Source organism: Cellulomonas sp. URHB0016 (genome assembly GCF_054057935.1).
Genome location: NZ_JBSRZU010000001.1, coordinates 4,348,957 through 4,373,799, shown reverse-complemented (window position 1 = coordinate 4,373,799; position 24,843 = coordinate 4,348,957). Strand labels below are relative to the sequence as shown.

Below are 24,843 nucleotides of genomic sequence, written 5' to 3'. Positions count from 1 at the left end.
CACTCCGCGTTATATAACGCAACAGTGATATGCAGTCAGGACGACAGGCAGCTCGGGCCGAGCAGCGCCTTGAGGTCGCCGTACAGGGACGGCGAGCGGCCCACCCGCAGCCCTTCGTCGAGCCGCATCACCGTGGCCCGGCCCGGGCTCGTGAGGCGCAGGTGGACCTCGGTGACCCCGGGGTGAGTCGAGAGCACCTCCCGCAACCGCTCCACCACGGGTGGCGTGCAGCGCGCGACAGCCATCGACACGACCACGGGCGAGTCGGCGGCCTGGGACACGTCCGGCAGGGAGACCTCCATCGCCTGCAGCTGCATCGTCTCGTCGCGACGCCGCACCCGTCCCCGGATCACCACGACGGCGTCCTCCGCGAGGATCGTCGAGTACGCGAGATAGGTCTCGCCGAAGAACATGATCTCGACGGAGCCCTCCATGTCCTCGACCGTGACCGCCGCCCACGGGTTGCCCTGCTTGGACATCTTGCGCTGCAACGACGTGACCAGGCCCGCGACGACCACCGTCGACCCGTCCGGCCGGGCCTCGTCCGCCAGCAGCGTCGCGATGGACACGTCCGACGCGGCCGCGAGCACGTGCTCGATCCCCGACAGCGGATGGTCCGACACGTACAGCCCGAGCATCTCGCGCTCGAACGCGAGGCGCTGCTTCTTGTCCCAGTCCGGCAGCTCGGGGATCGTCACCGCGAAGCCCGGGCCGTCGTCTCCCCCGCCCATCAGGTCGGCGAACAGGTCGAACTGGCCCTCCGCCTCCTTGCGCTTGACACCGATCACGGAGTCGACCGCCTGCTCGTGCACGAGCAGCAGCGCCCGGCGCGGGTGGCCCAGCGAGTCGAACGCCCCCGCCTTGATGAGCGACTCGATGGTCCGCTTGTTGCACACGACCGCGGGCACCTTGTCGAGGAAGTCGGTGAACGACGTGAACGCACCCTTCTCCTCGCGCGTCCGCACGATGGCGTCGACCACGTTCGCGCCGACGTTGCGCACGGCGGTCAGGCCGAAGCGGATGTCGCTCCCGACGGCGGTGAAGTTCGCGGACGACGAGTTCACGTCCGGCGGCAGCACCGTGATGCCCATGTGCCGGCACTCGCCGAGGTAGAGCGCCGACTTGTCCTTGTCGTCGCGCACGCTCGTGAGCAGCGCCGCCATGTACTCGGTCGGGTAGTTGGCCTTGAGGTACGCGGTCCAGTAGGAGATGACGCCGTACGCCGCCGAGTGCGCCTTGTTGAAGGCGTAGTCGGAGAACGGCAGCAGGATGTCCCACAGCGTCTGCACGGCGGCCATCGAGAACCCGCGCTCGACCATGCCGTTCGAGAATCCCTCGAACTGCTTGTCCAGCTCTGACTTCTTCTTCTTGCCCATGGCGCGCCGCAGGATGTCGGCCTGGCCGAGCGAGTAACCGGCGACGCGCTGGGCGATCGCCATGACCTGCTCCTGGTACACGATCAGGCCGTACGTGGTGCCGAGGATCTCCTCGAGCGCCTCGGCGAGCTCCGGGTGGATGGGCGTCACCTCCTGCACGCCCGTCTTGCGCAGCGCGTAGTTGGTGTGCGAGTTCGCACCCATCGGGCCCGGCCGGTAGAGCGCACCGACGGCCGAGATGTCCTCGAAGTTGTCGGGGCGCATGAGGCGCAGCAGCGACCGCATGCCGCCGCCGTCGAGCTGGAACACGCCCAGCGTGTCGCCGCGGCCCAGCAGCTCGTACGTCCTGCGGTCGTCGAGCGTGAGGGCTTCGAGCTCGACCGGGTCCTTGCCGTTCATCACGATGTTCTCGAGCGCGTCGTCGAGGATCGTGAGGTTGCGCAGCCCGAGGAAGTCCATCTTGATCAGGCCGAGGCCCTCGGACGTCGGGTAGTCGAACTGCGTGATGACGGCGCCGTCCTGAGGGCGCCGCATGATCGGGATGATGTCGATCAGCGGGTCGCTCGACATGATGACGCCCGCCGCGTGCACGCCCCACTGCCGCTTCAGACCCTCGATGCCCTTGGCCAGCTCGACGACGCGCTGCGCGTCCGGGTCCACGGCGTGGATCTGCCGGAACTCGTCGGCCTCGTTGTACCGCTTGTCGGCCGGGTCGAAGATGCCCGTGAGGCTGATGTCCTTGCCCATGATCGCGGGCGGCATCGCCTTGGTGAGCTTCTCCCCCATGGCGAACGGCATGCCGAGCAGCCGGGCGGAGTCCTTGAGGGCCTGCTTGGCCTTGATGGTGCCGTAGGTGACGATCTGCGCGACGCGGTCCTCGCCGTACTTCTCGGTCACGTAGCGGATGACCTCGCCGCGCCGGCGCTCGTCGAAGTCGACGTCGAAGTCGGGCATCGAGACGCGGTCCGGGTTGAGGAACCGCTCGAAGATCAGGCCGTGCTGCAGCGGGTCGAGGTCCGTGATGCGCATGGCGTACGCCGCCATCGAGCCGGCACCGGAACCACGGCCCGGCCCGACGCGGATGCCGTTGTCCTTGGCCCAGTTGATGAAGTCGGCGACCACGAGGAAGTACCCCGGGAAGCCCATCTGGGTGATGACCTCGGTCTCGTACTCGGCCTGCCGGCGCACCTCGTCCGGGATGCCGTCCGGGTACCGGAAACGCAGGCCCTGCTCGACCTCCTTGACGAACCAGCTCGTCTCGTCCTCGCCGGGCGGGCACGGGTAGTTCGGCATGTAGTTCGCCGACGTGTTGAACGAGACCTCGCACTGCTCCGCGATGCGCAGCGTGTTGTCGCACGCCTCGGGCAGCTCGGCCCAGATCCGCCGCATCTCGGCGGCCGACTTCACGTAGTAGCCGTCGCCGTCGAACTTGAACCGGTCCGGGTCGGAGAGCGTCGAGCCCGAGTTGATCGCGAGCAGCGCCTCCTGCGACGCGCTGTCCTCCTGCTTCACGTAGTGCAGGTCGTTCGTCGCGACGAGCGGTGCGCCGATGGTCTCCGACAGGCGCAGCAGGTCCTTGAGCACGCGCGTCTCGATGTCGATGCCGTGGTCCATCAGCTCGACGTAGAAGTAGTCCTTGCCGAAGATGTCCTGCAGCTCGCCGGCCGCGCGGACCGCCTCGTCCCACTGGCCGAGCCGGAGCCGCACCTGGATCTCGCCCGACGGGCACCCCGTGGTGGCGATCAGGCCCTTGCCGTAGCGCTCGAGCAGGTCCCGGTCCATGCGGGGCCACTTGCCCATCTGGCCCTCGAGCGAGGCCAGCGAGCTCGCGCGGAACAGGTTGTGCAGGCCCTCGTTGTTCCGGGCCCACATGGTCATGTGCGTGTACGCGCCGCGTGCCGAGACGTCGTCCTGCTCCTGACCCTGCGTGCCGTACCGCACGCGGGTCTGGTCGAACCTGCTGGTGCCCGGCGTGACGTACGCCTCGATGCCGACGATGGGCTTGACCCCGGCCGCGGTGCCCTTCGCCCAGAAGTCGTACGCACCGAACAGGTAGCCGTGGTCGGTGGTCGCGATGGCCGTCTGGCCCTGTCGCTGGACCTCCGCGAACAGGTCGCCCAGCCGCGCCGCACCGTCCAGCATCGAGTACTCGGTATGGACGTGGAGGTGGACGAAGTCGGAACCTCCAGCAGCTGCCATGCGGGCCATCCTAGGTCGCCGCTCCCACACTCCTGAGCCCACCGTCCCGTGTCGGAGGCGACACGCCGGGAGCCGTCAGACCGTGCTCAGCGGTACCCGGCGGAGAGCGTCTCGAGGGCCGCCGCCAGGTCCTGCGGGTAGTCGCTGGTCAGCTCCAGCCACTCCCCGGTGCCGGGGTGCTCGAAGCCGAGGCGGACCGCGTGCAGCCACTGCCGTGTGAGCCCGACCCGGGCCGCCAGGGAGGGATCCGCACCGTACGTGAGGTCGCCCACGCACGGGTGCCGCAGCGCCGAGAAGTGCACCCGGATCTGGTGCGTGCGACCCGTCTCGAGGTGCACCTCGACGAGCGAGGCCGCCGGGAGCATCTCCAGCACCTCGTAGTGGGTGATCGACGGCTTGCCGTCCGCCACCACCGCGAACTTCCAGTCGGCGGACGGGTGGCGGCCGATCGGGGCGTCGATCGTGCCCGTCGTCGGCTCGGGGTGGCCCTGCACGAGCGCGTGGTAGACCTTCTCGACCGTGCGCTCCTTGAACGCGCGCTTGAGCACCGTGTAGGCGTGCTCGCTCTTCGCGACGACCATGAGGCCCGAGGTCCCGACGTCGAGCCGGTGCACCACGCCCTGCCGCTCCGCAGCGCCGGACGTCGAGATGCGGTACCCGGCTGCAGCGAGCGCTCCGACCACGGTCGGCCCGCTCCAGCCCGGCGACGGGTGCGCCGCCACCCCGACGGGCTTGTTCACGACCACCACGTCGTCGTCGTCGTGCACGATCACCATCCCGGGGACCGGCTCCGGGACCACCTGGACCCCCGCCGGTACCGTGGGGTCCGGAAGCTCGACCTCGAGCCAGCCCCCCGCCGTCAACCGGTCGGACTTGCCCACCTCACGGCCGTCCACGCGCACCCCGCCCGCCGCGGCGAGCTCGGCCGCACGCGTCCGGGACAGGCCCAGCAGGCGGGACAGGCCCGCGTCGACCCGCTCGCCCGAGAGGCCGTCGGGCACGGGCAAGGACCGGAGCTCAGGCACCCTTCGGTCCCGTCGCCGAGTCGTCCGGGAGAGCCCCGTAGGACGCCGGGGCGCCCGGCTCGTCAGCCGGGGGGCGCTCCCCGAGGCCGTCGTGCGCCGCACCGAGCTCGTCACCCGGCGCGTCGTCGTGCGGGCCGTCCGGGTTGCCGGTCGCGTCGTCGTCGCGCTCCCGCGTCCCGTCGATCCGGATGCCGAGCACCGCCAGCAGCACCACGAGCGCCGCCGCGACGACGATCGCGATGTCGGCGACGTTGCCGACGAACCAGTTCCCGTACGCGATGAAGTCCACGACGTGACCCCGAGCCACACCGGGCGACCGGAAGAGACGGTCGACGAGGTTGCCGAGCGCCCCGCCGAGCAGCAGCCCCAGGGCCACGGCCCACAGCGTGGAACCGATCCTCCGGGCGGCACGGACGACGACGACCACGACGGCGATCGCGACGAGCGTCAGCAGCCACGTCATGCCCGTCGCGATCGACAGCGCGGCTCCCGGGTTCCGGACCAGCTCGAACCCGAGGAGCGTCCCGAGGAGCTCCCGGCGCCCTTCGCCCTCGAGGGCCGACAGTGCCCAGATCTTGCTCAGCTGGTCGAGGACGAGCACGGTCACCGTGATCGAGACGAGCGTCAGCAGGAGGCGACGACGACGGCGTGGGGTGAGTGCTGTCTCGACCGGATCGTCCGTGGTGGTGGGCACCGGTGGAGTCTACGTGCGGGTCAGCGCCGCTCTTCGCGCTGCTTGCACTCGACACACAGCGTCGCCCGCGGGAACGCCTGCAGCCGCGCCTTGCCGACCGCGCGACCGCACGACTCGCACGTGGCGAACGTCCCGGTCGCGATACGGCCGAGGGCACGCTGCGTCTGGGCGAGCAGGTCGCGCGTGTTGTTGACCAGCGTGAGCTCCTGCTCGCGCTCCAGGGCGGAGGAACCCGAGTCCGCCTGGTCGTCGCCGGCGCCGTCGCCGGAGTTGCGCAGCAGGTCCGAGAGCTCGGCGTCCGCCGCGGCCAGTTCGCCGGTCAGCCGGTCGATGTCGCCCGTCAGCTCGTCCGCGATGTCCTTCACCTCCCGAGCGGTCCACGGCTTCTCGCCGTCCCGCACCGGGAACTGTCGGACGAGCTTGGAGAGCTCCTTGGCGTCGACCGTCGATGCGACGGCACTCAGTGAGTCGTTGATGGCCACGACCGGGCCCCCCTAGTCCTTGAAGTCACGTGACTCTAAACGGGCAATGTGCATCGCACAACACACCACGCCGGGTGAAACCCGGCGTGGTGTGTGTGTCGTGACCTGCTCGGACGCTCGCAGGACGGGCGAAATCTCAGAGATTCTGTCCGTCGCCGACCGGCTGCGCCTGACCGGAGCGCGGCGGCAGGGCGTTGCCTCGGTTGTCGAGATCGCCCAGGAGGTTCTCGAGGTAGCTCTTGAGGCGCGTGCGGTAGTCCCGCTCGAAGACCCTCAGCTCGTCGATCTTGCGCTCGAGGAGCGAACGCTCCTGCTCGAGCTGCCCGAGAGTGCGCTGCGACGTCTCCTCGGCCTCACGCACGATCCGGTTGGCCTGGGACTTCGCCTCGCCGATCAGACGGTCGGACTCCTCCTGGCCGCTGCGCACGTAGTCGTCGTGCAGCTTCTGCGCCAGCGCCAGCATCCCGGTGGCCGACTCGGGCTCGTTCGGGCGCTGCGGGGCGGACGCCACAGGTGCGACGACCGGCGGCGCCACCGGTGCCACCACGGCGGCGACCGGCTCGGGCGTGGGCTCGGGCTTCGGCGCGGGTGCCGACTGCTGGGCACCGGCGCGGCTCAGCTCGGCGATCCGGCGCTCGGCGGCGGCCAGCTTCGTCTTGAGGTCCTCGTTCTCGTTCTGGAGCTCGCGGAGCGTGTTGACGACCTCGTCCAGGAAGTCGTCGACCTCGTCCTGGTCATAGCCCTCGCGGAACTTGGTGGCCTGGAACTTCTTGTTCAGGACCTCGTCTGCGGTCAGCAGTGCCATCGTCGTCACCTCTGTCGGTCGAGCTCTCGGTCGGGCCGGCGGCAGCTTTCCTGCGACCGTCTCGGATCACCGTAGCGGACAATCTTCGGGCAGTCCGCCCCGCCCGACACGAGGTCAGACGTCGTGGAGGGACGTGTCGGTCAGAGGCTCCGGAGCACGGACAGCGCCACCGAGCACAGCAGGATCAGCACGAAGAACGCCAGATCCAGCCGCACAGAGCCGATGCCGACCGGGGGCAGGAATCGCCGGAGCAAACGCAACGGCGGGTCGGTCACGGAGTACGTGACCTCGGCGATGATCAGGGCCACACCCCGCGGCCGCCATTCGCGCGCGAAGAACTGCACCCAGTCGAGGACCAGCCGGACCAGGAGCAGCAAGAAGAACGCCAGGACGACGAAGTACAGCAGTGACCAGACGAGCTGCACGCGTCAGCTCTGGTTGTAGAAGCCCGCACGGGTGGCGGGCTCGGTCGCAGGGGCGGCGTCGCCGGCCACCTCGACGTGCGCGGGCGAGAGCAGGAACACCTTGCTGGTGACGCGCTCGATGGCTCCGTGCAGGCCGAAGATCAGACCGGCGCTGAAGTCGACGAGACGCTTGGCGTCAGCGTCGTCCATGTCGGTCAGATTCATGATGACCGGCGTGCCCTCCCGGAATGCCTCGCCGATCTTGCGGGCGTCGTTGTACGAGCGCGGGTGGATCGTCGTGATGCGGCGCAGCTCGCCCGTCGGGGCGGGCGCGGGCACGGCGACCGGGACGGCCGAACGGGCGGCACGGTGCAGCGGTGTGACCTGGGCCTCGTACTCGTGCTCCACCGTGGCTTCTCCCCCGTCGAACTCCTCGAGGTACTCCTCGTGCTCCGACCGGTCGTCGGCCAGGCCGAGGTACAGCATCGTCTTGCGCAGCGCTCCGGCCATCGGTCGCTCCCTCCCCGGATCAGCTCCGGACTCCCCCGGAGCCCGACTCACGGACCGGTGGACCACCGGCTCGGGCGGGGACGGGCTCCCTCTGCCGAGCACGCTAGCAACGCGCACGCGTGACGACGCGGCGACACGCCCGACACGCGCGCACCTCGCCTGCGACGGCGCGTCGTCAGGTCGCGACGGGCCGGACGACCCCTGCGAACCGGCCTGTCACGGCCGACCGCCGGTAGGAGAACAGCCGCTCGTCGGTGTAGGTGTCCCGGGACGAGACGGACACCACGGCCACACCGTGGCGCTCCAGGACCGCACGCACGCCGGCCGGCAGGTCGAGCGACGGCGTCCCCCACGACGTGGTCGACCACGTCGCGGGCACCACCCGGGCCACCTCCTCGCGCAGCCGGTCCGGGACCTCGTACGACGCGCCCGCGATCGCGGGGCCGACGGCCGCGCGGATCCGCTGTGTCTGCGCACCGCGGCCCACCATCGTGCCGATCGCGGACCGGAGCACCCCGGACACGAGACCGCGCCGCCCGGCGTGCACGGCCGCCACGACCCCCGCCACGGGGTCGGCGAGCAGCACCGGCACGCAGTCGGCGACGACCACGGCCACCGCGAGGCCGGGCGAGGCCGACACGAGGGCGTCGGCCTCGGGCGGCTGCAGAGGCAGCTCGTCGAGCACTGCCACGACACAGCCGTGCACCTGGCGGCCGTAGGCGACGGGCGCCCCGACCCACCGCTCGACCCGTGCGCGGTTCTCGCGGACCGCCCCAGCGTCGTCACCAACCTCAGCACCCAGGTCGAGCGACGCATAGGGCCCTTCGCTGACACCGCCGTCTCGCGTCGTGAACGCGGCACGGACGCCGGGGCCGAGGTCGACGAGCTCGACCGGGAGCTCGTCGTCCTCGCGCGCCACTACTTGAGGAAGTCCGGCACGTCGAGCTCGTCGCGCTCGCGGCGCGGGACCTCGTCGGTGAAGATCCTCGGGACCTCGAGAGCCCCGGTGATCGGCGTCGGCTCGGCCTCGGTCGACAGGAAGGCGGGGACGTCGGGCCGAGCCGAGCGGCCGGCGGCGGCGAACGAGGCGACGGGCACCACGTCGTCGTCGGGATCCAGGACCGGACGGGGCGTCGGCAGCCGCGGCGCCTGGACGGGCGGCACCTGACGAGGAGTCCCGCCGCTGATCTGCCCGAGGGCGCGCGCGTCCCGCCGGACGACCGGGGAACCTCCGTCGAAGCCCGCGGCGATCACCGTGACGCGGACCTCGTCGCCCAGTGCGTCGTCGATGACCGCGCCGAAGATGATGTTCGCCTCCGGGTGCGCCGCTTCCTGGACCAGCCGGGCGGCCTCGTTGATCTCGAACAGCCCGAGGTCGGAACCACCCTGGATGGACAGCAGCACGCCGTGCGCCCCGTCGATGCTGGCCTCGAGCAGCGGCGACGAGATCGCCATCTCGGCAGCCTGCACCGCACGGTCCTCGCCTCGGGCGAAGCCGATGCCCATCAGCGCCGATCCCGCACCCTGCATGACCGACTTCACGTCGGCGAAGTCGAGGTTGATGAGGCCCGGCGTGGTGATGAGGTCGGTGATGCCCTGGACGCCCGAGAGCAGCACCTGGTCCGCGGAGTGGAAGGCGTCGAGGACGGAGACCGAGCGGTCGGAGATCGACAGCAGCCGGTCGTTCGGGATGACGATGAGCGTGTCGACCTCGGCTCGGAGCGCCTCGATGCCGGTGTCCGCCTGGACCGAGCGGCGGCGGCCCTCGAAGGTGAAGGGGCGGGTCACGACGCCGATCGTCAGCGCGCCGAGCGAACGGGCGATGCGTGCGACGACGGGCGCACCGCCGGTGCCGGTCCCGCCGCCCTCGCCCGCGGTGACGAAGACCATGTCCGCCCCACGCAGGACGTCCTCGATCTCCTCCTTGTGGTCCTCCGCCGCTTTCTTGCCGACCTCGGGGTCGGCGCCGGCACCGAGGCCGCGGGTCAGCTCGCGGCCCACGTCGAGCTTCACGTCGGCGTCGGACATGAGCAGGGCCTGGGCGTCGGTGTTGACGGCGATGAACTCGACACCCTTGAGGCCGACCTCGATCATGCGGTTCACGGCGTTCACGCCGCCGCCGCCGATGCCGACGACCTTGATGACCGCCAGATAGTTCTGGGGAGCTGCCACGGTGGGTGCCTCTCGTTCTGTGCCGGTCGTGGTCGGTCGCGGGTCCGGCCACGGGGTCCGGCCGCGACACGCCGCGGCCGGCCTTCAACCTTCACCCTCAGGTTGAGGGTTATAGTTATGTCAGGTGCGCTGTCAGTGCGTGACGCTAGGTCCGCTTGCGCGGCGGAGCAACGACCGCGCCGCGCGTGTCTCCATCCGGTGCCAAATCGCCCGGTGCGCTCAGCGGGTGATCGGCAGTCGGGGCGCGGACACGTCGAACACCGAGGCCCCCTGGGTCGCGGGCGACGCCCGCAGCGTCCCGAGCACGGCGATCTTCAGCGGCGTCTCGACCGCGCTCCCCCAGTCGACCTCGACCCCGTCACGCAGCGTCATCGTGACCGTGTCCTGCGTGTGCGCGGACACCCCTGCGACCTGCGCGAGCAGGTCAGCGGGCAGCCGCTCCAGCACGCTCAGCACCGCGCGCAGCGCGCGCTTGTCCCCCACCGGCACGTCGACCACCGGCAGGCCGTCGGGCGCCACGTCCACGCGGCCCACCTGGATGCCGTCCATGTCCAGGAGCGCATAGCCGGGTGCGGCGCCGGATCCGCCAGGCTCCGGCACGGCCGCGACCGGCTCCCGGGCGACCAGCACCACGGTCAGACCGTGGGGCCAGGCGCGCGTCACCCGGGCCTCTCGCACTCCCGGGACCTCCAGCACCCGGTCGCGCAGCCCGACCGTGTCCAGCCGGGGCAGGGGCGTGCTCGCGTGCGTGTCGACGACCCGGAGGACCTGGTCGACCGCGACCACGGTCCCCGCGCCACGGACCTCCACCTCGCCGGGCTCCAGGGCCAGGACCGGTGACAGGAGCAGCAGCCATCCCGTGGCGGCCGCTGCCCCCACGCCGCACGCCGTCAGCGCGACCTTGCGGCGAGCCACCGTGCGGCGGGCCTGCGCCCGCTCCGCGAACCGGGCGACCGAGGTCGTCGACACCACGGACGGGCGGACCACGGGTCCGCCGCGGCCGCCGGTGTAGGTCGTGACCGCACGCCCGAAGGGCGTCGGGGCGGTGTCCGTCGAGACGGGGGGCGTGGCTGACGTGCGAGGGCGCGCGCCGGCGCCCCCCGTCCCGCTCGCCTGGCGCGGGACCGTGCCGGGAGGCGGCGCATGTCCGGCCCTCGAGGCAGGAGCGGCACGACGCACGGCGCCCTCGCTCAGCGTGCGCGCCGCGGCGCTGCCTGCCTGACGCGTCGCGGACAGGTCGGTGACCGGGAGCGCCGGACGCTCCGGCCGGGGCACGCGCGGGCGCGGCGGCCGTGACGGGCTCATGCTCTGCCCTGCTCCGTGGCCCGGCCGAGCTCGTCGAGCACCACGGGGGCGAGCGCCGTGACGTCGCCCGCCCCGACGGTGAGCAGCAGGTCGCCGGGCCGGGCGCAGGCCGCGACGGCGCGGGCCGCCGCCACGCGGTCCGCCACGAACGTGGCCTTGCCCGCGGTCGGGACCCGGTCGACGAGCAGGGCTCCGGTGACCGCCGGGTCGGGGTCCTCGCGTGCCGCGTAGACGTCGGTGACCACCACGACGTCCGCGAGGTCCAGGGCTCGGCCGAACTCGTCGGCGAACGTCCGGGTCCGCGAGTACAGGTGTGGCTGGAAGAGGATCAGGACGCGCCCGCCACCGACCACGGAGCGGGCAGCTTTCAGGATGGCTGCGACCTCCGTCGGGTGGTGCGCGTAGTCGTCGACCACCCGGACGCCCGCCGCGGTCCCGCGGTCCTCGAACCGCCGACCGGTCCCGCGGAAGGCCCCGAGCGCCTCGGCGGCGACGTCCGCCGGCACACCCAGCCGCCGGGCCACCACCCATGCCGCGGCGGCGTTGAGTGCGTTGTGCTCACCGGGCACCGACAGCGTGACGACGGACCGGGCGTCGGACGCCGTGAGCTCGACGCTCCAGCCCGTCTGCACCGGCAACAGGTCGCCGACGCGGACGTCCGCTCCCGCCGAGGTGCCGTACGTGACGACCTCCACCCCGCGCGCGGCGAGGCCAGCGCCCACCGCGTCGACGAGCCGGGCGGCACCGTCGTCGTCCACGCACGCGACGAGCACCCCACCAGGACGCACGCGGCCCGCGAACGCCACGAACGCGTCCTCGAAGGCGTCGGCCGACCCGTAGTGGTCGAGGTGGTCCGGCTCGACGTTCGTCACGACCGCCACCAGCGGCTCGTAGGCGAGGAAGGACCCGTCGGACTCGTCCGCCTCGGCCACGAACGCCGGACCGGCACCGTCCCGGCTGCCGCCGAGCGGGCCGTCGTCGGACAGGACGGTGCCGCCGATCGCGAACGACGGGTCCGCCCCGGCACGGAGCAGGGTCGTCGCCACCATCGCGGACGTCGTGGTCTTCCCGTGCGCGCCGGCCACCGCGACCGCGTCCCGGTCCGCCATGAGTGCCGCCAGCGCCTGCGAGCGGTGCACGACGCGCAGCCCGAGCGCTCGGGCGCGTGCGAGCTCCGGGTTCGTCTCACGGACCGCCGTCGACACGACGAGCGTGTCGACCTCGTCCACGAGCGCGGCGTCATGCCCGACGTGCACCGTGACACCCGCGGCCCGCAGGCCGGGCAGCGCCGGCCCGTCGATCGCGTCCGAGCCACTGACGGCAAGACCGCGGGCCGCGAGGAGCGCCGCGATCGCGGACATCCCAGCACCGCCGACGCCGACGAGGTGGACGCGCCCGAAGGTCGACAGCAGCGCGGGCTCGTCGGGTCGGGGCACCGGTGCCAGCGGCGCCACGACGTCCTGCAGGGGCGGGGCAGCGCCTGAGGCAGGCAGCTCGCGCTCGACGAGCGCTGCGACCCGCCCAGCCGCGTCCCGCACACCGACGCCCGCCGCGGCCGCCGCCATCCGACCTCGGGTCTCCGCCGCCGTGTCGCCCACCAGCAGCACCGGGACGTGCGCGCGGACCCATGCGGCGTCGAGCTCGTCGTCCTCCACGAGGAGGCCGCCGCCGGCCGCGACCACCGGTGCCGCGTTGAGCCGCTGCTCACCGTTGCCGATGGGCAGCGGGACGTAGACGGCAGGGATGCCGAGCGCCGCGAGCTCGCTCACGGTGCCCGCTCCGGAACGGCCGACCACCACGTCCGCGACGGCGAGAGCCAGGTGCATCTCGGCGAGGTACTCGAGCACGTGGTACCGCTCGGCACCGGGCACGCCGCCGATCGCGGCACGGACCGGGTCGTCCTTGCCGAGCCCGGTCAGGTGCAGCACCTGGGCGCCTGCCGCGAGCAGCTCCGGGGCCGCACCGGCCACCGCGGCATTGATGCTCGCCGCACCGAGCGAGCCACCGAACACCAGAAGCGTCGGGAGCGTCGGGTCGAGCCCGAGCAGGTCCGCCGCCGACGTCCGGGTGCCCGCGGCGTCCACCGCGCGGGCGTCGACGAGCTCGGCGACGGCCGCCCGCAACGGCAGGCCCGTGACCTGGGCGCCGCGCAGACGCGTCGCCGGGAACGTCACCGCGACGGCCTTGGCCCACCGCGCGCCCAGCCGGTTCGCGAGGCCCGCGCGCGCGTTCTGCTCGTGGATCACGACGGGGATCCCACGCCGCCGCGCAGCGAGGTAGGCGGGCGTCGACACGTAGCCGCCGAAGCCGACGACCACGTCCGCCCCTGACTCGACGATCGCCCGGTCGGCGGCGCGGACCGCGGCTCGGAGCCTGGCCGGCAGCCGCAGCAGGTCGATGCTCGGCCTTCGCGGCAAGGGCACGCGCGGGACCACGCTCAGCGTCAGCCCGTGCTCGGGCACGAGCCGGGCCTCGAGGCCCTCGGACGTGCCCAGGACGGTGAGCCGGACGTCAGGCCGGCGGCGCCGGAGCTCGTCGGCGACGGCGAGCAGGGGGTTGACGTGCCCGGCCGTCCCACCGCCCGCCAGCAGCACCGACCCGGACACGTGCCCGTCAGCCACGGGCCCGCCCCACGACGGCGAGCGACCGGCGCACGGCGGCACCCCTGGCCGCGAGCGCCTCGGCCGCCCCGGGCTCGTCCCGCGCGAAGGCGATGACCACGCCGAGCGCCGCCATCGTCATGATGAGCGCGGAGCCACCCGCCGACACGAGCGGCAACGGCAGCCCGATGACCGGTGCGAGACCGATGACGACGGCGATGTTCACGAGGGCCTGGCCGATGATCCAGCAGAGGATCGCGCCCGTGGTGATCTGGACGAACGGGTCGGGATGGCGGCGGACCACCCGGATCATGGCGAAGGCCAGCAGTCCGAAGAGGCCGACGACGAGCAACGTGCCGATCAGTCCCAGCTCCTCACCGATGATCGCGAAGATGAAGTCGTTGTGGGCGGCGGGCAGGTACGACCACTTCTCGGCGCTCTCACCGAGCCCCTTGCCGCCCCAGCCTCCGCTCGCGAGACCCCAGCCGCCGTGCAGCGTCTGGTAGCACGCGCTCTGGGCGTCGCACTCGTTGGAGAGCCAGCTCATGATGCGGGCCGTGCGGTTGGCGCTCGTCACGGTGAGCAGCGTGGCCACCCCGGCACCCGCGAGCGCGGCGAGCGCGAACATCCGCAGCGGCACCCCTGCCACGAACAGGGCTCCGGCGACCAGCATCAGCAGCACGAGGGCCGTCCCGAGGTCGTGGCCCGCGAGGACGACGAGCACGGCGAGCCCGGCGACGGGCACGGCGGGGATCAGCGCGTGCTTCCACTCCGAGATGAGGTGCAGCTTGCGGGTCAGCACGGCACCGAGCCACACCGCGAGGGTGAGCTTGATCGTCTCGGACGGCTGCGCGGTGATACCGCCGACGCGGATCCAGTTCTGGTTCCCGCCGACCCCTTGGCCCAGACCCGGGACGAAGACGAGGAGCTGGAAGACGAGGGCGGCGCCGAGCGCCGGCCACGCGAACATCTGGAGGATCCGCACCCTCGTCCGTGACAGGACGAAGAGCAGCGGGAGCCCGACGAGCGCGAACTTCGCCTGGTCGAAGAACACCGAGTAGGCGGAGTGGCCCTGGTCGAGCGACTCGACGCTCGAGCTCGACAGGACCATCACGAGCCCGATGACGAGCAGCAGCGCGGTGGCACCGACCAGCACGTAGTAGCTGGTCACGGCACTGTTCCACTGGCCGACCACCGAACCCGTGCGTTCCGTCTCCCGGTACGGCGCAGGCGCGCGCGGGCCGGTGCGGACGTCAGTCACGGCGGGTCACGCACCCTCGCCGAGCGCACGCACGGCGGCGGCGAACTCCTCACCCCGGACGGCGTACGACGCGAACTGGTCCATCGACGCGCACGCCGGCGCGAGCAGCACGCTCGACCCGGCGACCGCCAGGCGGCGGGCCTCCTGCACGGCACGGGTCATCACCGCCCCAGTGTCACCGGCGTCGACCTCGACGACCGGGATGTCCGGTGCGTGTCGGGCGAGCGCGTCGCGCAACGGCGCCCGGTCGGTCCCGATCAGCACGACGGCCCGGAGGCGGTCACGGCGGCTCCGCACGAGGTCGTCGAACTGGGCTCCCTTGGCGAGGCCGCCGGCCACCCAGACCACCGAACGCTCCGGGAACGACGCCAGCGACGCCGCGGCCGCATGGGCGTTGGTCGCCTTGGAGTCGTCCACGAAGGCCACGTCGTCGACGGTCGCGACCCGCGAGATCCTGTGCGCCCCGGGCTCGTAGGCCCGCAGCCCTGCGCGGACAGCGGCGGGGTCGACGCCGTGCGCGAGGGCGAGGGCGGCCGCGGCCAGGGCGTCGGCGACGACGTGCGGGGGCACGGTCCCGTCCGGGCCCGCGAGCCGCTCCAGGTCGCCGAGGGTGCCGAGCTCCGCGGCGTGCGTGTGCCGCAGTCGGGTGAACCCGCGGTCGACGAGGACGTCCTCGACGAGACCGACCTGCCCGACAGCGGGCGTGCCGAGCGTGAAGCCGACCGCGAGCGCCCCGTCGACGACGTCGACCCCCCGGACGAGGTCCGCGGTGCGGGGATCCGCCACGTTGTAGACGCAGGCGAGCTGTGCGCGCTCGAAGATCCGGCCCTTGTCGCCGGCGTAGGCGTCGAACGAGCCGTGCCAGTCGAGGTGGTCGGGCGCGACGTTGAGGACGGCCGCGGCCTGGGCAGACATCGTGTGCGTGAAGTGCAGCTGGAAGCTCGACAGCTCCACCGCGAGGACGTCGAGCGCAGGGTCGGTGGCCGCGAGCACGACCGGCGTCCCCACGTTGCCGACGGCCGACGCACGCTCGCCCCCGGCCTGCAGGATCGCCTCGAGCATGCCGACCGTGGTCGTCTTGCCGTTGGTCCCCGTGACCGCGAGCCACGGCGCGTGGCCGTTCGGTCGGGAAGCGCGCAGCCGCCAGGCGAGCTCGACCTCGCTCCAGACCGGCAACCCGCGTCCGAGGGCGGCCGTGAGCAGCGGGTGGTGCGGGGGCAGGCCGGGTGACGCCACGACGAGATCAGCCCGGTCGAGCCCGGCTCCCGCCAGGAACTCCTCCGCACCGATGACGTCGTCCGCGGCGTCGTCGACAGGCACCACGCGGGCGCCCTCGGACGCGAGGACGTCCGCTGCCGCACGGCCGGTGACGCCGAGCCCCGCGACGACGACGTGTGCGCCGTCGAGGTCGAGGGCCGCCATCTAGCCCGCCACCCACTCGGCGTAGAAGATCCCCACCCCGAGTGCCACGAACAACCCCGCGATGATCCAGAAGCGGATCACGATGGTGACCTCACCCCAGCCCTGCAGCTCGAAGTGGTGGTGCAACGGCGCCATCTTGAAGACCCGTCTCCCGGTCATCCGGAAGAACCCGATCTGGATGACGTCCGAGAGGACCTCGAGGACGAACAGGCCGCCGATGATGGCCGCGAGGATCTCGGTGCGGGACACGATCGACAGGCCGGCGAGCGCACCGCCGAGGGCGAGCGACCCGGTGTCGCCCATGAAGATCTTCGCCGGGCTCGCGTTCCACCACAGGAAGCCGAAGCAGGCACCGGTGATCGCGGCGGCGACGACCGCCAACGACAGCGGGTCACGTGCCTCGTAGCAGCGGGGACCGGCCGAGGCGAGCTCCTGGCAGGTCTGGTTGAACTGCCACACGCCGATGATGACGTACGCGCCGAACACGATGAGCGACACCCCGGTCGCGAGGCCGTCCAGGCCGTCGGTGAGGTTCACCGCGTTCGACCACGCGGTGATCAGGAAGTTCGCCCAGAGGACGAACAGCAGCAGAGCCACCGTCGCCCCGGCGAACGCGAGGTCGACGTTCGTGTCGCGGATGAAGGAGATCCGGGTCGACGCGGGCGTACGGAACGTGCTGTTCGCGAACTGCAGCGCGGCCACCGCGAACGTCACGCCGACGACGCCCTGCCCGACGATCTTCCATCGTGCCTTCAGGCCCAGGCTGCGCTGCCGGGAGATCTTGATGTAGTCGTCGAGGAACCCGACGACCCCCAGCCCCGTCATGAGGAACAGGACGAGCACGGCCGACGCCCGCGGCGGCGTGCCGGTCACCAGCAGTGCGCCTGCCCAGCCGACGACGGTCGCGCCGATGATGACGACGCCGCCCATGGTGGGGGTGCCACGCTTGGTGAAGTGGGCGGTCGGTCCGTCCTGCCGGATGAACTGGCCGTACTGCTTGCGGACCAGGAACCGGATGAACAGCGGTGTGCCGAGCAGCGCGATGAGCATCGAGAGGCCGCCGGCGAGCAGGACCGCCCTCACGTGACGGCCTCCCCCACCAGCCGGTCACCCAGCTGCCACAGGCCCGCGTCGTACGAGGACTTGACCAGCACGACGTCGCCCGGGCGCAGCTCCTGCTCCAGGAAGCGTCCGGCGGTCTCGAGATCGTCCGCGAGGACCACCTCGTCACCCCAGGAGCCCTCGTGGTTGGCGCCGTCGCGGATCGCACGGGCACCCTCCCCGACGACGACAGTGAGACCGATGTTGAGCCGGACCACGAGCCGGCCGATCTGGTCGTGCGCCTCCCGGGAGCCGGGCCCGAGCTCGAGCATCTCGCCCAGGACCGCGACGGAGCGGCGGTCCTGGCCCGCCAGGACGGCGAGCGCCTTGAGCGCGGCCCGCATGGAGTCCGGGTTCGCGTTGTACGAGTCGTCGACGACCGTCACGCCGTCGGGGCGGTCCACGACGTGCATGCGGTGCGGGCTCAGCGCGTCCGCCGCCGTCAGGCCCGCAGCCACCTCGGTCGTGGTCAGCCCGACCGAGCGTGCCGCCGCCGCCGCGGCGAGCGCGTTGTGCACGTGGTGCTCGCCCACCAGGCGCAGCTCGACGTCGGCGAGCTCCTCGCCCTCGGGCGTGCGCACCACCAGCGTGAACCTCGGCCGCCCGCTCCGGTCGAGCCGTACGTCGCGCGCGCGGACGACTGCGTCCGACGCCTCGCCGAACAGCACGACGTCCGCGGGTGCGAGCTCCGCCATGGCCCGGACCCTGAGGTCGTCGCCGTTGAGGACGGCGACGCCACCCGGCACCAGGCCCGCGACGATCTCCGACTTCGCCCGGGCGACCGCCTCGATCCCGCCGAACTCGCCGATGTGCGCCTGTCCGACCACGAGCACGACCGCCACGTCGGGAGGTGCGATGCGCGTCAGGTAGGTCAGGTGGCCGAGGCCGCTCGCCCCCATCTCGAGCACGAGGAACCGGGTCGACTCGTCCGCCCGCAGGACGGTCAGCGGCAGGCCGATCTCGTTGTTGAACGACCTCACAGGTGCGATGGTCGGGCCGACGCTGCCGCACAGCTGCGCGAGGAGGTCCTTCGTCGTCGTCTTCCCGACCGAGCCGGTGACGCCGACGACTCGCAGCCCGCTGCCTCCCGGTTCGAGCGCCGCCTCACGGAGCCGCTCGAGGACGGTCCGGGCGAGCTCACCGAGGGCCACCTGGACGTCGTCGACGACGACAGTGGGGAGCACCACCTCACCGTCGCGCAGCTCACGGTTCGCGAGCACGAGCGCCGCACCTGCGCCGACCGCCCTCGCAGCGAAGTCGTGCCCGTCCACGTGCTCGCCGGGCAGGGCCACGAACAGGCCACCCGGCAGGACCTCGCGCGAGTCGACCACGACGGGGCCGCTCACCAGCAGCGACGCAGGGTCGGTGTCCGGCTCGGCGTGCAGCACGCCGCCTGTCGCGGCCGCGATCTCGGCCGCCGTGAGTGCGATCACGCGTGCTGCTCCGCCCGCTCGTCGGCCTCGCCCGCACAGGCGGCCTGGAGCACGTCACGGTCGTTGTACCGGTGGAACACGCCGGCGATCTCCTGTGTCGGTTCGTGGCCCTTGCCCGTGATGATCACGGTGTCCCTCGCGGTGGCGAGGGACAGGGCGTCGCGGATCGCCTGGGTACGGCTCGCCGCCTCGTGCACGTCGGTCAGGTGCGGACGGACCGCCCGCACCCCGTCGAGGATGGCGGACCGGATGGCCTCCGGCTGCTCGGAACGGGGGTTCTCGTCGGTGACGACGATCACGTCCGCGAGCCGCGCGGCGATCTCACCCATGATCGGGCGCTTCCCCTGGTCCCGGTCGCCGTCCGAGCCGAACACGAGCACGAGCCGTCCGGGCGTGATCGGGCGCACCGCCTCGAGCGCCAGCACGAGCGCGTCGGGGGTGTGCGCGTAGTCGACGAGGGCGAGGGGCCAGCGGTCGTCCCGCTCGATGACACGCTCCATGCGGCCGGGGATCTCGCGCGCGTGGGCCACGGCGTCGATGACGACGTCGAGGTCCACGCCCGCGGCGTGCGCGAGGACGATCGCCAGCGCCGCGTTCGAGACGTTGACGAGACCCGGGAGCGGGCTCGCCGCGGCGTGGTCCACGCCGTCGGGCCCTCGCAGCACGAAGGACGAACCGACACCGTCGAGCCCGATGTCGGCCGCGACCACCGTCCAGTCCGCCGTGACGTCCGTCCCGACGCGGGTGGCCACCGACTCGACGGGGATCGGGGACTCCTCCACGAGGCGACGACCCCACTCGTCGTCGACGACCACGACGCCCCGACGGGCCTGACCCGCCGCGAAGAGGCGGGACTTGTCCCGGAAGTAGCCCTCCATGTCGCCGTGGAAGTCCAGGTGGTCGCGCTGCAGGTTGGCGAACCCGGCGACGTCGAAGGTGAGCCCCTGCACCCGACCCAGGGCGAGCGCGTGCGACGACACCTCCATCGCGACTGCGGTGGCGCCGCGCTCACGGGCGAGGGCGAGGATGGCCTGGAGCGCCGGCGCCTCGACCGTGGTGCGAGGGCTCTCGACGGCCTGCTCGCCGATCCGCAGCTCGACCGTGCCCAGCAACGCCGTCAGGGCGTGCGCCGCCCGCAGCGCCGCGTCGACGAAGTAGGTCGTCGTGGTCTTGCCGTTGGTGCCCGTGACGCCGACGGTCACCATCTCGGTCGCCGGCTCCCCATAGGCCCATGCGGCCACCCGGCCCGCCAACGCGCGCGGATCGGCCGTGACCAGCAGGGGGACGTCGAGGTGGACGACCTGTTCTGCCCCGACCGGGTCGGTCAGCACCGCGACGGCGCCTGCCTCGACGGCCTGGGCCGCGTACGCCGCACCGTGCACCTTGAGCCCCGGGACCGCGACGAACAGGTCACCGGGCACGACCTCGCTGCTCGCCACCGTCACACCGGTGAAGCTGACGTCAGGGTCGACCGGACGACCGGCGCTCACCAGCGAGAACACGCTCAGCAGATCAGTCACCCGGTGGGCGACGGGATGCTCTGGGCGCATCCGGACCGGGGACGTCATGGGGAGAATCTACCGTGCAGGCACGCGGCCCACGGCCGTCCGGGGGGCCGTGCGCGGACCCCCGCCACCGACGTCACCACGTCGTCGGGAACAGGTGCGTCGTCGCCCCGGACGGCGCCACGCCCAGGTCGCCCAACGCGTAGCCGGCGACGTCGCTGAACACCGGTGCCGCGACCGTCCCGCCGTAGATGGACGACCGCGGGTTGTGCAGGATGACGGCCACGGCGATCCTCGGGTCGTCCGCCGGCGCGACGCCGATGAACGACGCGGTGATGCCCTGCACGCCGTCGACCCAGTTCTGTGCGGTCCCCGTCTTGCCGGCGACCTGGTACCCGGGGATCGCGGCGCTCGCGCCCGTGCCGTCGTCGACGACGCTGCCCATCATCGTCAGGACGGTCTCGGCCGTCTCCCGCGAGACGACCTGGGTGGTCGGTGCGGCCGCGGTGGGGGTATAGGTGCCGTCCGCCGACGTCCAGCCCTTGATGATGTGCGGCTGCACCCGGACCCCGTCGTTCGCGATCGTCGCGAACACCTGGACCGCCTGGACCGCCGTGACCGACACCGACTGGCCGAACAGCACGGCGAACTTGTCGCGGCGCTGCCAGTCCTCGACGGGATGGAGCTGGCCCGCGGACTCGTTGGGCATCTCGATGCCCGTCCTGGACCCGAAGCCGAACTTCGCCAGGTAGTCATAGCGGGTCTGCACGGGCAGCTGCTGGCCGATCATCACCGTGCCGGTGTTCGAGGACTCGGCGAGCACGCCGGTCGTCGTCAGGTTCAGCACCCCGTGCTCGTGGGAGTCCTTGAACGTCTCGTGGCCGTCCGGCGAGTACGTGTACGGCACCTGCCACTGGTCGGTGGGCGTGGCCACGTGGTTCTCCAGGATCGCCGACATGGTGACGACCTTGCCGGTGGAGCCCGGCTCGAACACGTCGGAGACGGCGCTCGACAGCGACCCCTTGGACTCGCCGGGGTGGTTGGGGTCGACCGTGTTCGAGTCGGCCAGGGCGTAGATCTCGCCCGTCCGCGTGTCCATCACGATGATCGAGCCCGAGTCCGCCCCGGTCGCGGCCACCTGCGCCGTGAGCGCCTGCTGCGCCTTCCACTGGACGTCGGAGTGCAGGGTCAGCTGGACGGAGTCGCCCTGCTTCGCGGGCTCTTCCTTGGAGTAGCCGCCCGGGATCGCCTGGCCGTGGATCCCGCTCTCGTACGTCTCGGAGCCGGCCGTCCCCTTCAGCCTGTCGTCGAGCGACCGCTCCAGCCCGGCCAGGCCGGACCCGGAGGAGTTCACGTAGCCGATGACGTTCCCGGCCAGGTTCCCGTTCGGATAGACGCGCTCGGCGACCTTGTCGACGTAGATGCCCGGCAGGCGCAGCTCGTGGATCTGCCGAGCCACGTCGGGGAGGACGCCCTTGCGGATGTACTTGAAGGAACGGTCACCCACGAGCATGCCGCCCAGCTCCGCGGCGCCCATGTCGAGCAGCGGTGCGAGCCTGGCCGCGGCGCCGGCCGCACCGTCGGGCACGGCAGGCGTCCCGGTGCTCCTGAAGGTCCCGATGAGCTTCTGGTTCACCGAGATGTCGTAGCGCTCGACCGACGCCGCGAGCGCCACACCGTTCGCGTCGGTGATCTGGCCGCGGGTGCCGAGCTGCGTGAAGGAGAGCAGCCGCGCCTCGCGCGCCTGTGCGGCGATCTCCGGGCCTCGGAGGCCCTGCACCCACACCAGGCGCGCGGCGAACACACCGATGACGACGACGATCGCGATGGTCAGGAAGGCCATCCGACCCCGTGCACCCGAGCGGACGGGCAAGGGGCGGCCCTGCGGAGTCGGTACGCCGGCGGCCGCCGCCCGCACCCGGCCGGCCGGCCGGCGCCCGGGGACGACGTCCGAGCCCGGTGCCCGGCCACCGGCACCGGGTGTGCGGGTCCCGGTCCTGCCGGCGCTCCCGGTGGCGCCGGTCCGGGCACGCGGGACCAGCGGCGTGCCGGACCCCTCCGGGTCGGCTCTGGTGGCCGCGCGGGCCCCGCTCGGGGCGCGGGTGGCTCCGGACGGTCGGTCGGCGGGCATCCGCCCAGTGTGCGGGGCGCGCGGCGAAGACCGTGTCGACCCGCCGACCGGCGTCGTCATCCGCCGGCTCCGGCGGGTGCCGGCGCCCCCTGCACGGTGCCGTCGGCGAGAGAGACCCAGCCGGTGCCGTCGGCGGGCACCATGCCGAGTGCCTGCGCTGCGTCGGCGAGCTGCGCCGGGGCCGCCTTGCGGTCGAGCTCGGCGACCAGGTCCTTCTGGTCCTGGTTCAGCCGCCCGAGCTCGTTCGCGAGGCGGTACTGCTCGTAGGAGCCCTGCGCCATCTGCGTGTTCAGCAGCAGCGCCGACAGCAGCGCCCCGGCGAGGACCGCCATGCACGCGAGCACGAACGGCACGCGTGTCCGGGTGGTCTGCGGCGCGCGGACGAGCAGGAGCCGAGGAGTCGGGCTCTGCTCCGGACGGGGACGTGCGGGTGCCGGGTAGGCGCGCGCGGCGCTGGTACGGGCTGCCGACTGAGCGCTCATGCTGCCCTCCTGCCTGGCTGGGGACCACGCATGTGGTCGGGGGTGGGACGGATCCGCTCGGCCGCCCGGAGACGGACGGACTGTGAGCGGGGGTTGCGGGCGAGCTCGGCCTCGTCGGCCTCCTCGGCCCCCCGGGTGACGAGCCGCAGGTACGGCGCGTGCGTGGCGGGCTCGACCGGCAGGTCGGGCGGGGCGCTCGACGTGGCACCGGCCGCGAACGCGCGTTTGACGATCCGGTCCTCGAGCGACTGGTACGCCTCGACGACGATGCGGCCACCGACGGCGAGCGTCTCGATCGACGCGGGCACGGCGCGCTCGAGAACCTCCAGCTCGCCGTTCACCTCGATGCGCAGGGCCTGGAACGTGCGCTTGGCCGGGTGACCGCCCGTCTTGCGGGTCGCTGCGGGGATGCTCGCCCGGAGGAGGTCCACGAGCTCCCCCGTGCGGGTCAGCGGCGCCGTGGATCTCGCGCGGACGATGTTCCGGGCGATGCGCGGGGCGAACCGCTCCTCGCCGTAGACGCGCAGGATGCGGGCGAGCTCGCGCTCGTCGTAGCCGTTGACGACGTCCGCGGCGGTCGGGCCTCCGCCTGTGGCGTCCATCCGCATGTCCAGCGGCGCGTCCTGCGCGTAGGAGAAGCCGCGTTCGGTCTCGTCGAGCTGCAGCGAGGAGACGCCGAGGTCCATCAGGACGCCCTGCACCTGCGCGATGCCGAGCCGGTCGAGGACGTCGGCGATCTCGTCGTAGACGGCGTGCACCGGCATGAAGCGGTCGCCGAACGGCGCGAGCCGACGGCCCGCGAGGTCGAGCGCCTGCGTGTCCCGGTCGAGCCCCACGACACGCACGTGCGGGAACGCCCGCAGCACGCCCTCGGTGTGACCGCCCATGCCGAGCGTCGAGTCGACCATGACGGCCCCGTCCGCGGCGAGCGCGGGCTCGAGCAGCTCGAGGCAACGCCGGAGCAGCACGGGCGTGTGCCGGGTGGCGGCGTCGTCGGTCATGTCTGCTCCTCTCGTACGGTGCCGGACAGGTGCGTGGTCGGGCGGCCCCTGCGCCGTCCGACCAGATCCCCCACCGACCCTCTGACGCCGGGGAAGTGCGTCAGGAGGACGGGAGGAGGTCTCGTCGGACGGGAGCTCGGCCTACGTGCTGGACGGTGCTGCGGGTCGTGCGGTCGGGCAGGTGCTGTGCGAGTGCGAGCAGGCGGTCACGCGTGCGGTCAGAACGGGCCGTTCGGGAAGACCTCCTCAGCGGTGTCGGCATAGCCGGCCTCCTGCTCCGCGAGGTACGTCTCCCATGCCTCGAGGTCCCAGATCTCGACCCGCGTGCCCGCTCCGATGACGGCGACGTCGCGGTCGAGCCCGGCGTACCTGCGCAGCATCGGCGGGATCGAGATGCGGCCCTGTCGGTCCGGGAGCTCGTCGCTCGCGCCCGACAGGAACACGCGCAGGTAGTCGCGGGCCTGCTTGCTGGTGACCGGCGCCTGTCGGAGCTGGTCGTGCATGCGGCGGAACTCGTCCATCGGCAGCAGGAAGAGGCACCGCTCCTGTCCGCGTGTCATGACCAGCCCCGGAGCGAGCTGACCGCGGAACTTGGCCGGAAGGATGAGCCGCCCCTTCTCGTCGAGGCGCGGTGTGTAGGTACCGAGGAAGGGCGCGAACGACCCCACGAAGCCGACGGACGCGTCATGCGTCACCCCGCCTCCCTCCCAGGTGTCACGTGCAGGTCGCGTGCCGGTCGAGGTGCTGCACCCCCCGCCTCACCACGTGCCTCCACGGTACTCCACTTCCCTCCACCGGCCACTTGGGAAAGACCCCTTTTCACCCGCTCTTCACCATAAACGCGCAGGTCACGGCGGTGGAGTGAAGTGGAGGGCCAGTCGGCTCCCCGGGGCGCGCGGGCGTGTCGGGAACGTGCAAGACCGGACGCTCCTGGA

Annotated in this window: 20 protein-coding genes; all 20 read right to left on the bottom strand. The window is 72.3% G+C overall.

Annotated elements, in window-relative coordinates:
* Positions 1–35: 35 nt before the first annotated feature.
* Entirely contained in the window at positions 36–3,575 is a 3,540-nt protein-coding gene (dnaE, locus tag ACVW07_RS20040; protein WP_456820949.1) for a DNA polymerase III subunit alpha, read from the bottom strand.
* Positions 3,576–3,661: 86 nt separating this feature from the next.
* The gene (locus ACVW07_RS20035; protein WP_456820948.1) at positions 3,662–4,600 is read right to left on the bottom strand and encodes an RluA family pseudouridine synthase; all 939 of its coding nucleotides are present in this window, start codon (positions 4,598–4,600) and stop codon (positions 3,662–3,664) included.
* Positions 4,593–5,294, bottom strand: a complete 702-nt coding sequence (gene lspA / locus ACVW07_RS20030; protein WP_456820947.1) for a signal peptidase II — start codon at positions 5,292–5,294, stop codon at positions 4,593–4,595. Before lspA ends, ACVW07_RS20035 begins: the two co-directional genes overlap by 8 nt.
* A gap of 20 nt (positions 5,295–5,314) precedes the next feature.
* Positions 5,315–5,776 (bottom strand): TraR/DksA family transcriptional regulator, encoded by a 462-nt coding sequence (locus tag ACVW07_RS20025; RefSeq protein ID WP_456820946.1) that lies wholly within the window; start codon positions 5,774–5,776, stop codon positions 5,315–5,317.
* Positions 5,777–5,912: 136 nt separating this feature from the next.
* The gene (locus ACVW07_RS20020; protein WP_456820945.1) at positions 5,913–6,581 is read right to left on the bottom strand and encodes a DivIVA domain-containing protein; all 669 of its coding nucleotides are present in this window, start codon (positions 6,579–6,581) and stop codon (positions 5,913–5,915) included.
* A gap of 140 nt (positions 6,582–6,721) precedes the next feature.
* A complete protein-coding gene (locus ACVW07_RS20015; RefSeq protein ID WP_456820944.1) occupies positions 6,722–7,006 on the bottom strand; it encodes a YggT family protein in 285 nt (94 codons plus the stop codon).
* A 3-nt stretch (positions 7,007–7,009) separates the two neighbouring features.
* A complete protein-coding gene (locus ACVW07_RS20010) occupies positions 7,010–7,495 on the bottom strand; it encodes a cell division protein SepF (RefSeq protein ID WP_456820943.1) in 486 nt (161 codons plus the stop codon).
* Between the two features lie 175 nt (positions 7,496–7,670).
* Positions 7,671–8,414 carry a peptidoglycan editing factor PgeF gene (gene pgeF, locus ACVW07_RS20005; protein WP_456820942.1) on the bottom strand — a complete coding sequence of 248 codons (744 nt, stop codon included), beginning with the start codon at positions 8,412–8,414 and terminating at the stop codon, positions 7,671–7,673.
* Positions 8,414–9,667 (bottom strand): cell division protein FtsZ, encoded by a 1,254-nt coding sequence (ftsZ, locus tag ACVW07_RS20000; RefSeq protein ID WP_456820941.1) that lies wholly within the window; start codon positions 9,665–9,667, stop codon positions 8,414–8,416. The genes pgeF and ftsZ overlap by 1 nt, the downstream gene beginning before the upstream one ends.
* A gap of 219 nt (positions 9,668–9,886) precedes the next feature.
* Complete coding sequence (locus tag ACVW07_RS19995; protein WP_456820940.1) at positions 9,887–10,654, bottom strand: cell division protein FtsQ/DivIB; 768 nt, start codon at positions 10,652–10,654, stop codon at positions 9,887–9,889.
* Positions 10,655–10,968: 314 nt separating this feature from the next.
* Positions 10,969–13,593 (bottom strand): UDP-N-acetylmuramate--L-alanine ligase, encoded by a 2,625-nt coding sequence (gene murC / locus ACVW07_RS19990; protein ID WP_456820939.1) that lies wholly within the window; start codon positions 13,591–13,593, stop codon positions 10,969–10,971.
* Positions 13,586–14,833 carry a putative lipid II flippase FtsW gene (gene ftsW, locus ACVW07_RS19985; RefSeq protein WP_456820938.1) on the bottom strand — a complete coding sequence of 416 codons (1,248 nt, stop codon included), beginning with the start codon at positions 14,831–14,833 and terminating at the stop codon, positions 13,586–13,588. Before ftsW ends, murC begins: the two co-directional genes overlap by 8 nt.
* A 6-nt stretch (positions 14,834–14,839) precedes the next feature.
* A complete protein-coding gene (gene murD, locus ACVW07_RS19980; protein WP_456820937.1) occupies positions 14,840–16,255 on the bottom strand; it encodes a UDP-N-acetylmuramoyl-L-alanine--D-glutamate ligase in 1,416 nt (471 codons plus the stop codon).
* Entirely contained in the window at positions 16,256–17,338 is a 1,083-nt protein-coding gene (gene mraY / locus ACVW07_RS19975) for a phospho-N-acetylmuramoyl-pentapeptide-transferase (protein ID WP_456820936.1), read from the bottom strand. It abuts the gene before it with no gap.
* Positions 17,335–18,789, bottom strand: a complete 1,455-nt coding sequence (locus ACVW07_RS19970; protein WP_456820935.1) for a UDP-N-acetylmuramoyl-tripeptide--D-alanyl-D-alanine ligase — start codon at positions 18,787–18,789, stop codon at positions 17,335–17,337. Before ACVW07_RS19970 ends, mraY begins: the two co-directional genes overlap by 4 nt.
* Positions 18,786–20,357, bottom strand: a complete 1,572-nt coding sequence (locus ACVW07_RS19965) for a UDP-N-acetylmuramoyl-L-alanyl-D-glutamate--2,6-diaminopimelate ligase (protein ID WP_456820934.1) — start codon at positions 20,355–20,357, stop codon at positions 18,786–18,788. Before ACVW07_RS19965 ends, ACVW07_RS19970 begins: the two co-directional genes overlap by 4 nt.
* Positions 20,358–20,430: 73 nt before the next feature.
* On the bottom strand, positions 20,431–22,425 hold the full coding sequence (locus ACVW07_RS19960) for a peptidoglycan D,D-transpeptidase FtsI family protein (protein ID WP_456820933.1): 1,995 nt from the start codon (positions 22,423–22,425) through the stop codon (positions 20,431–20,433).
* A gap of 56 nt (positions 22,426–22,481) precedes the next feature.
* The gene (locus ACVW07_RS19955; RefSeq protein WP_456820932.1) at positions 22,482–22,907 is read right to left on the bottom strand and encodes a hypothetical protein; all 426 of its coding nucleotides are present in this window, start codon (positions 22,905–22,907) and stop codon (positions 22,482–22,484) included.
* A complete protein-coding gene (gene rsmH, locus ACVW07_RS19950; protein WP_456820931.1) occupies positions 22,904–23,908 on the bottom strand; it encodes a 16S rRNA (cytosine(1402)-N(4))-methyltransferase RsmH in 1,005 nt (334 codons plus the stop codon). Before rsmH ends, ACVW07_RS19955 begins: the two co-directional genes overlap by 4 nt.
* A gap of 218 nt (positions 23,909–24,126) precedes the next feature.
* Positions 24,127–24,603, bottom strand: a complete 477-nt coding sequence (mraZ, locus tag ACVW07_RS19945; RefSeq protein ID WP_456820930.1) for a division/cell wall cluster transcriptional repressor MraZ — start codon at positions 24,601–24,603, stop codon at positions 24,127–24,129.
* Between the last annotated feature and the right edge of the window lie 240 nt (positions 24,604–24,843).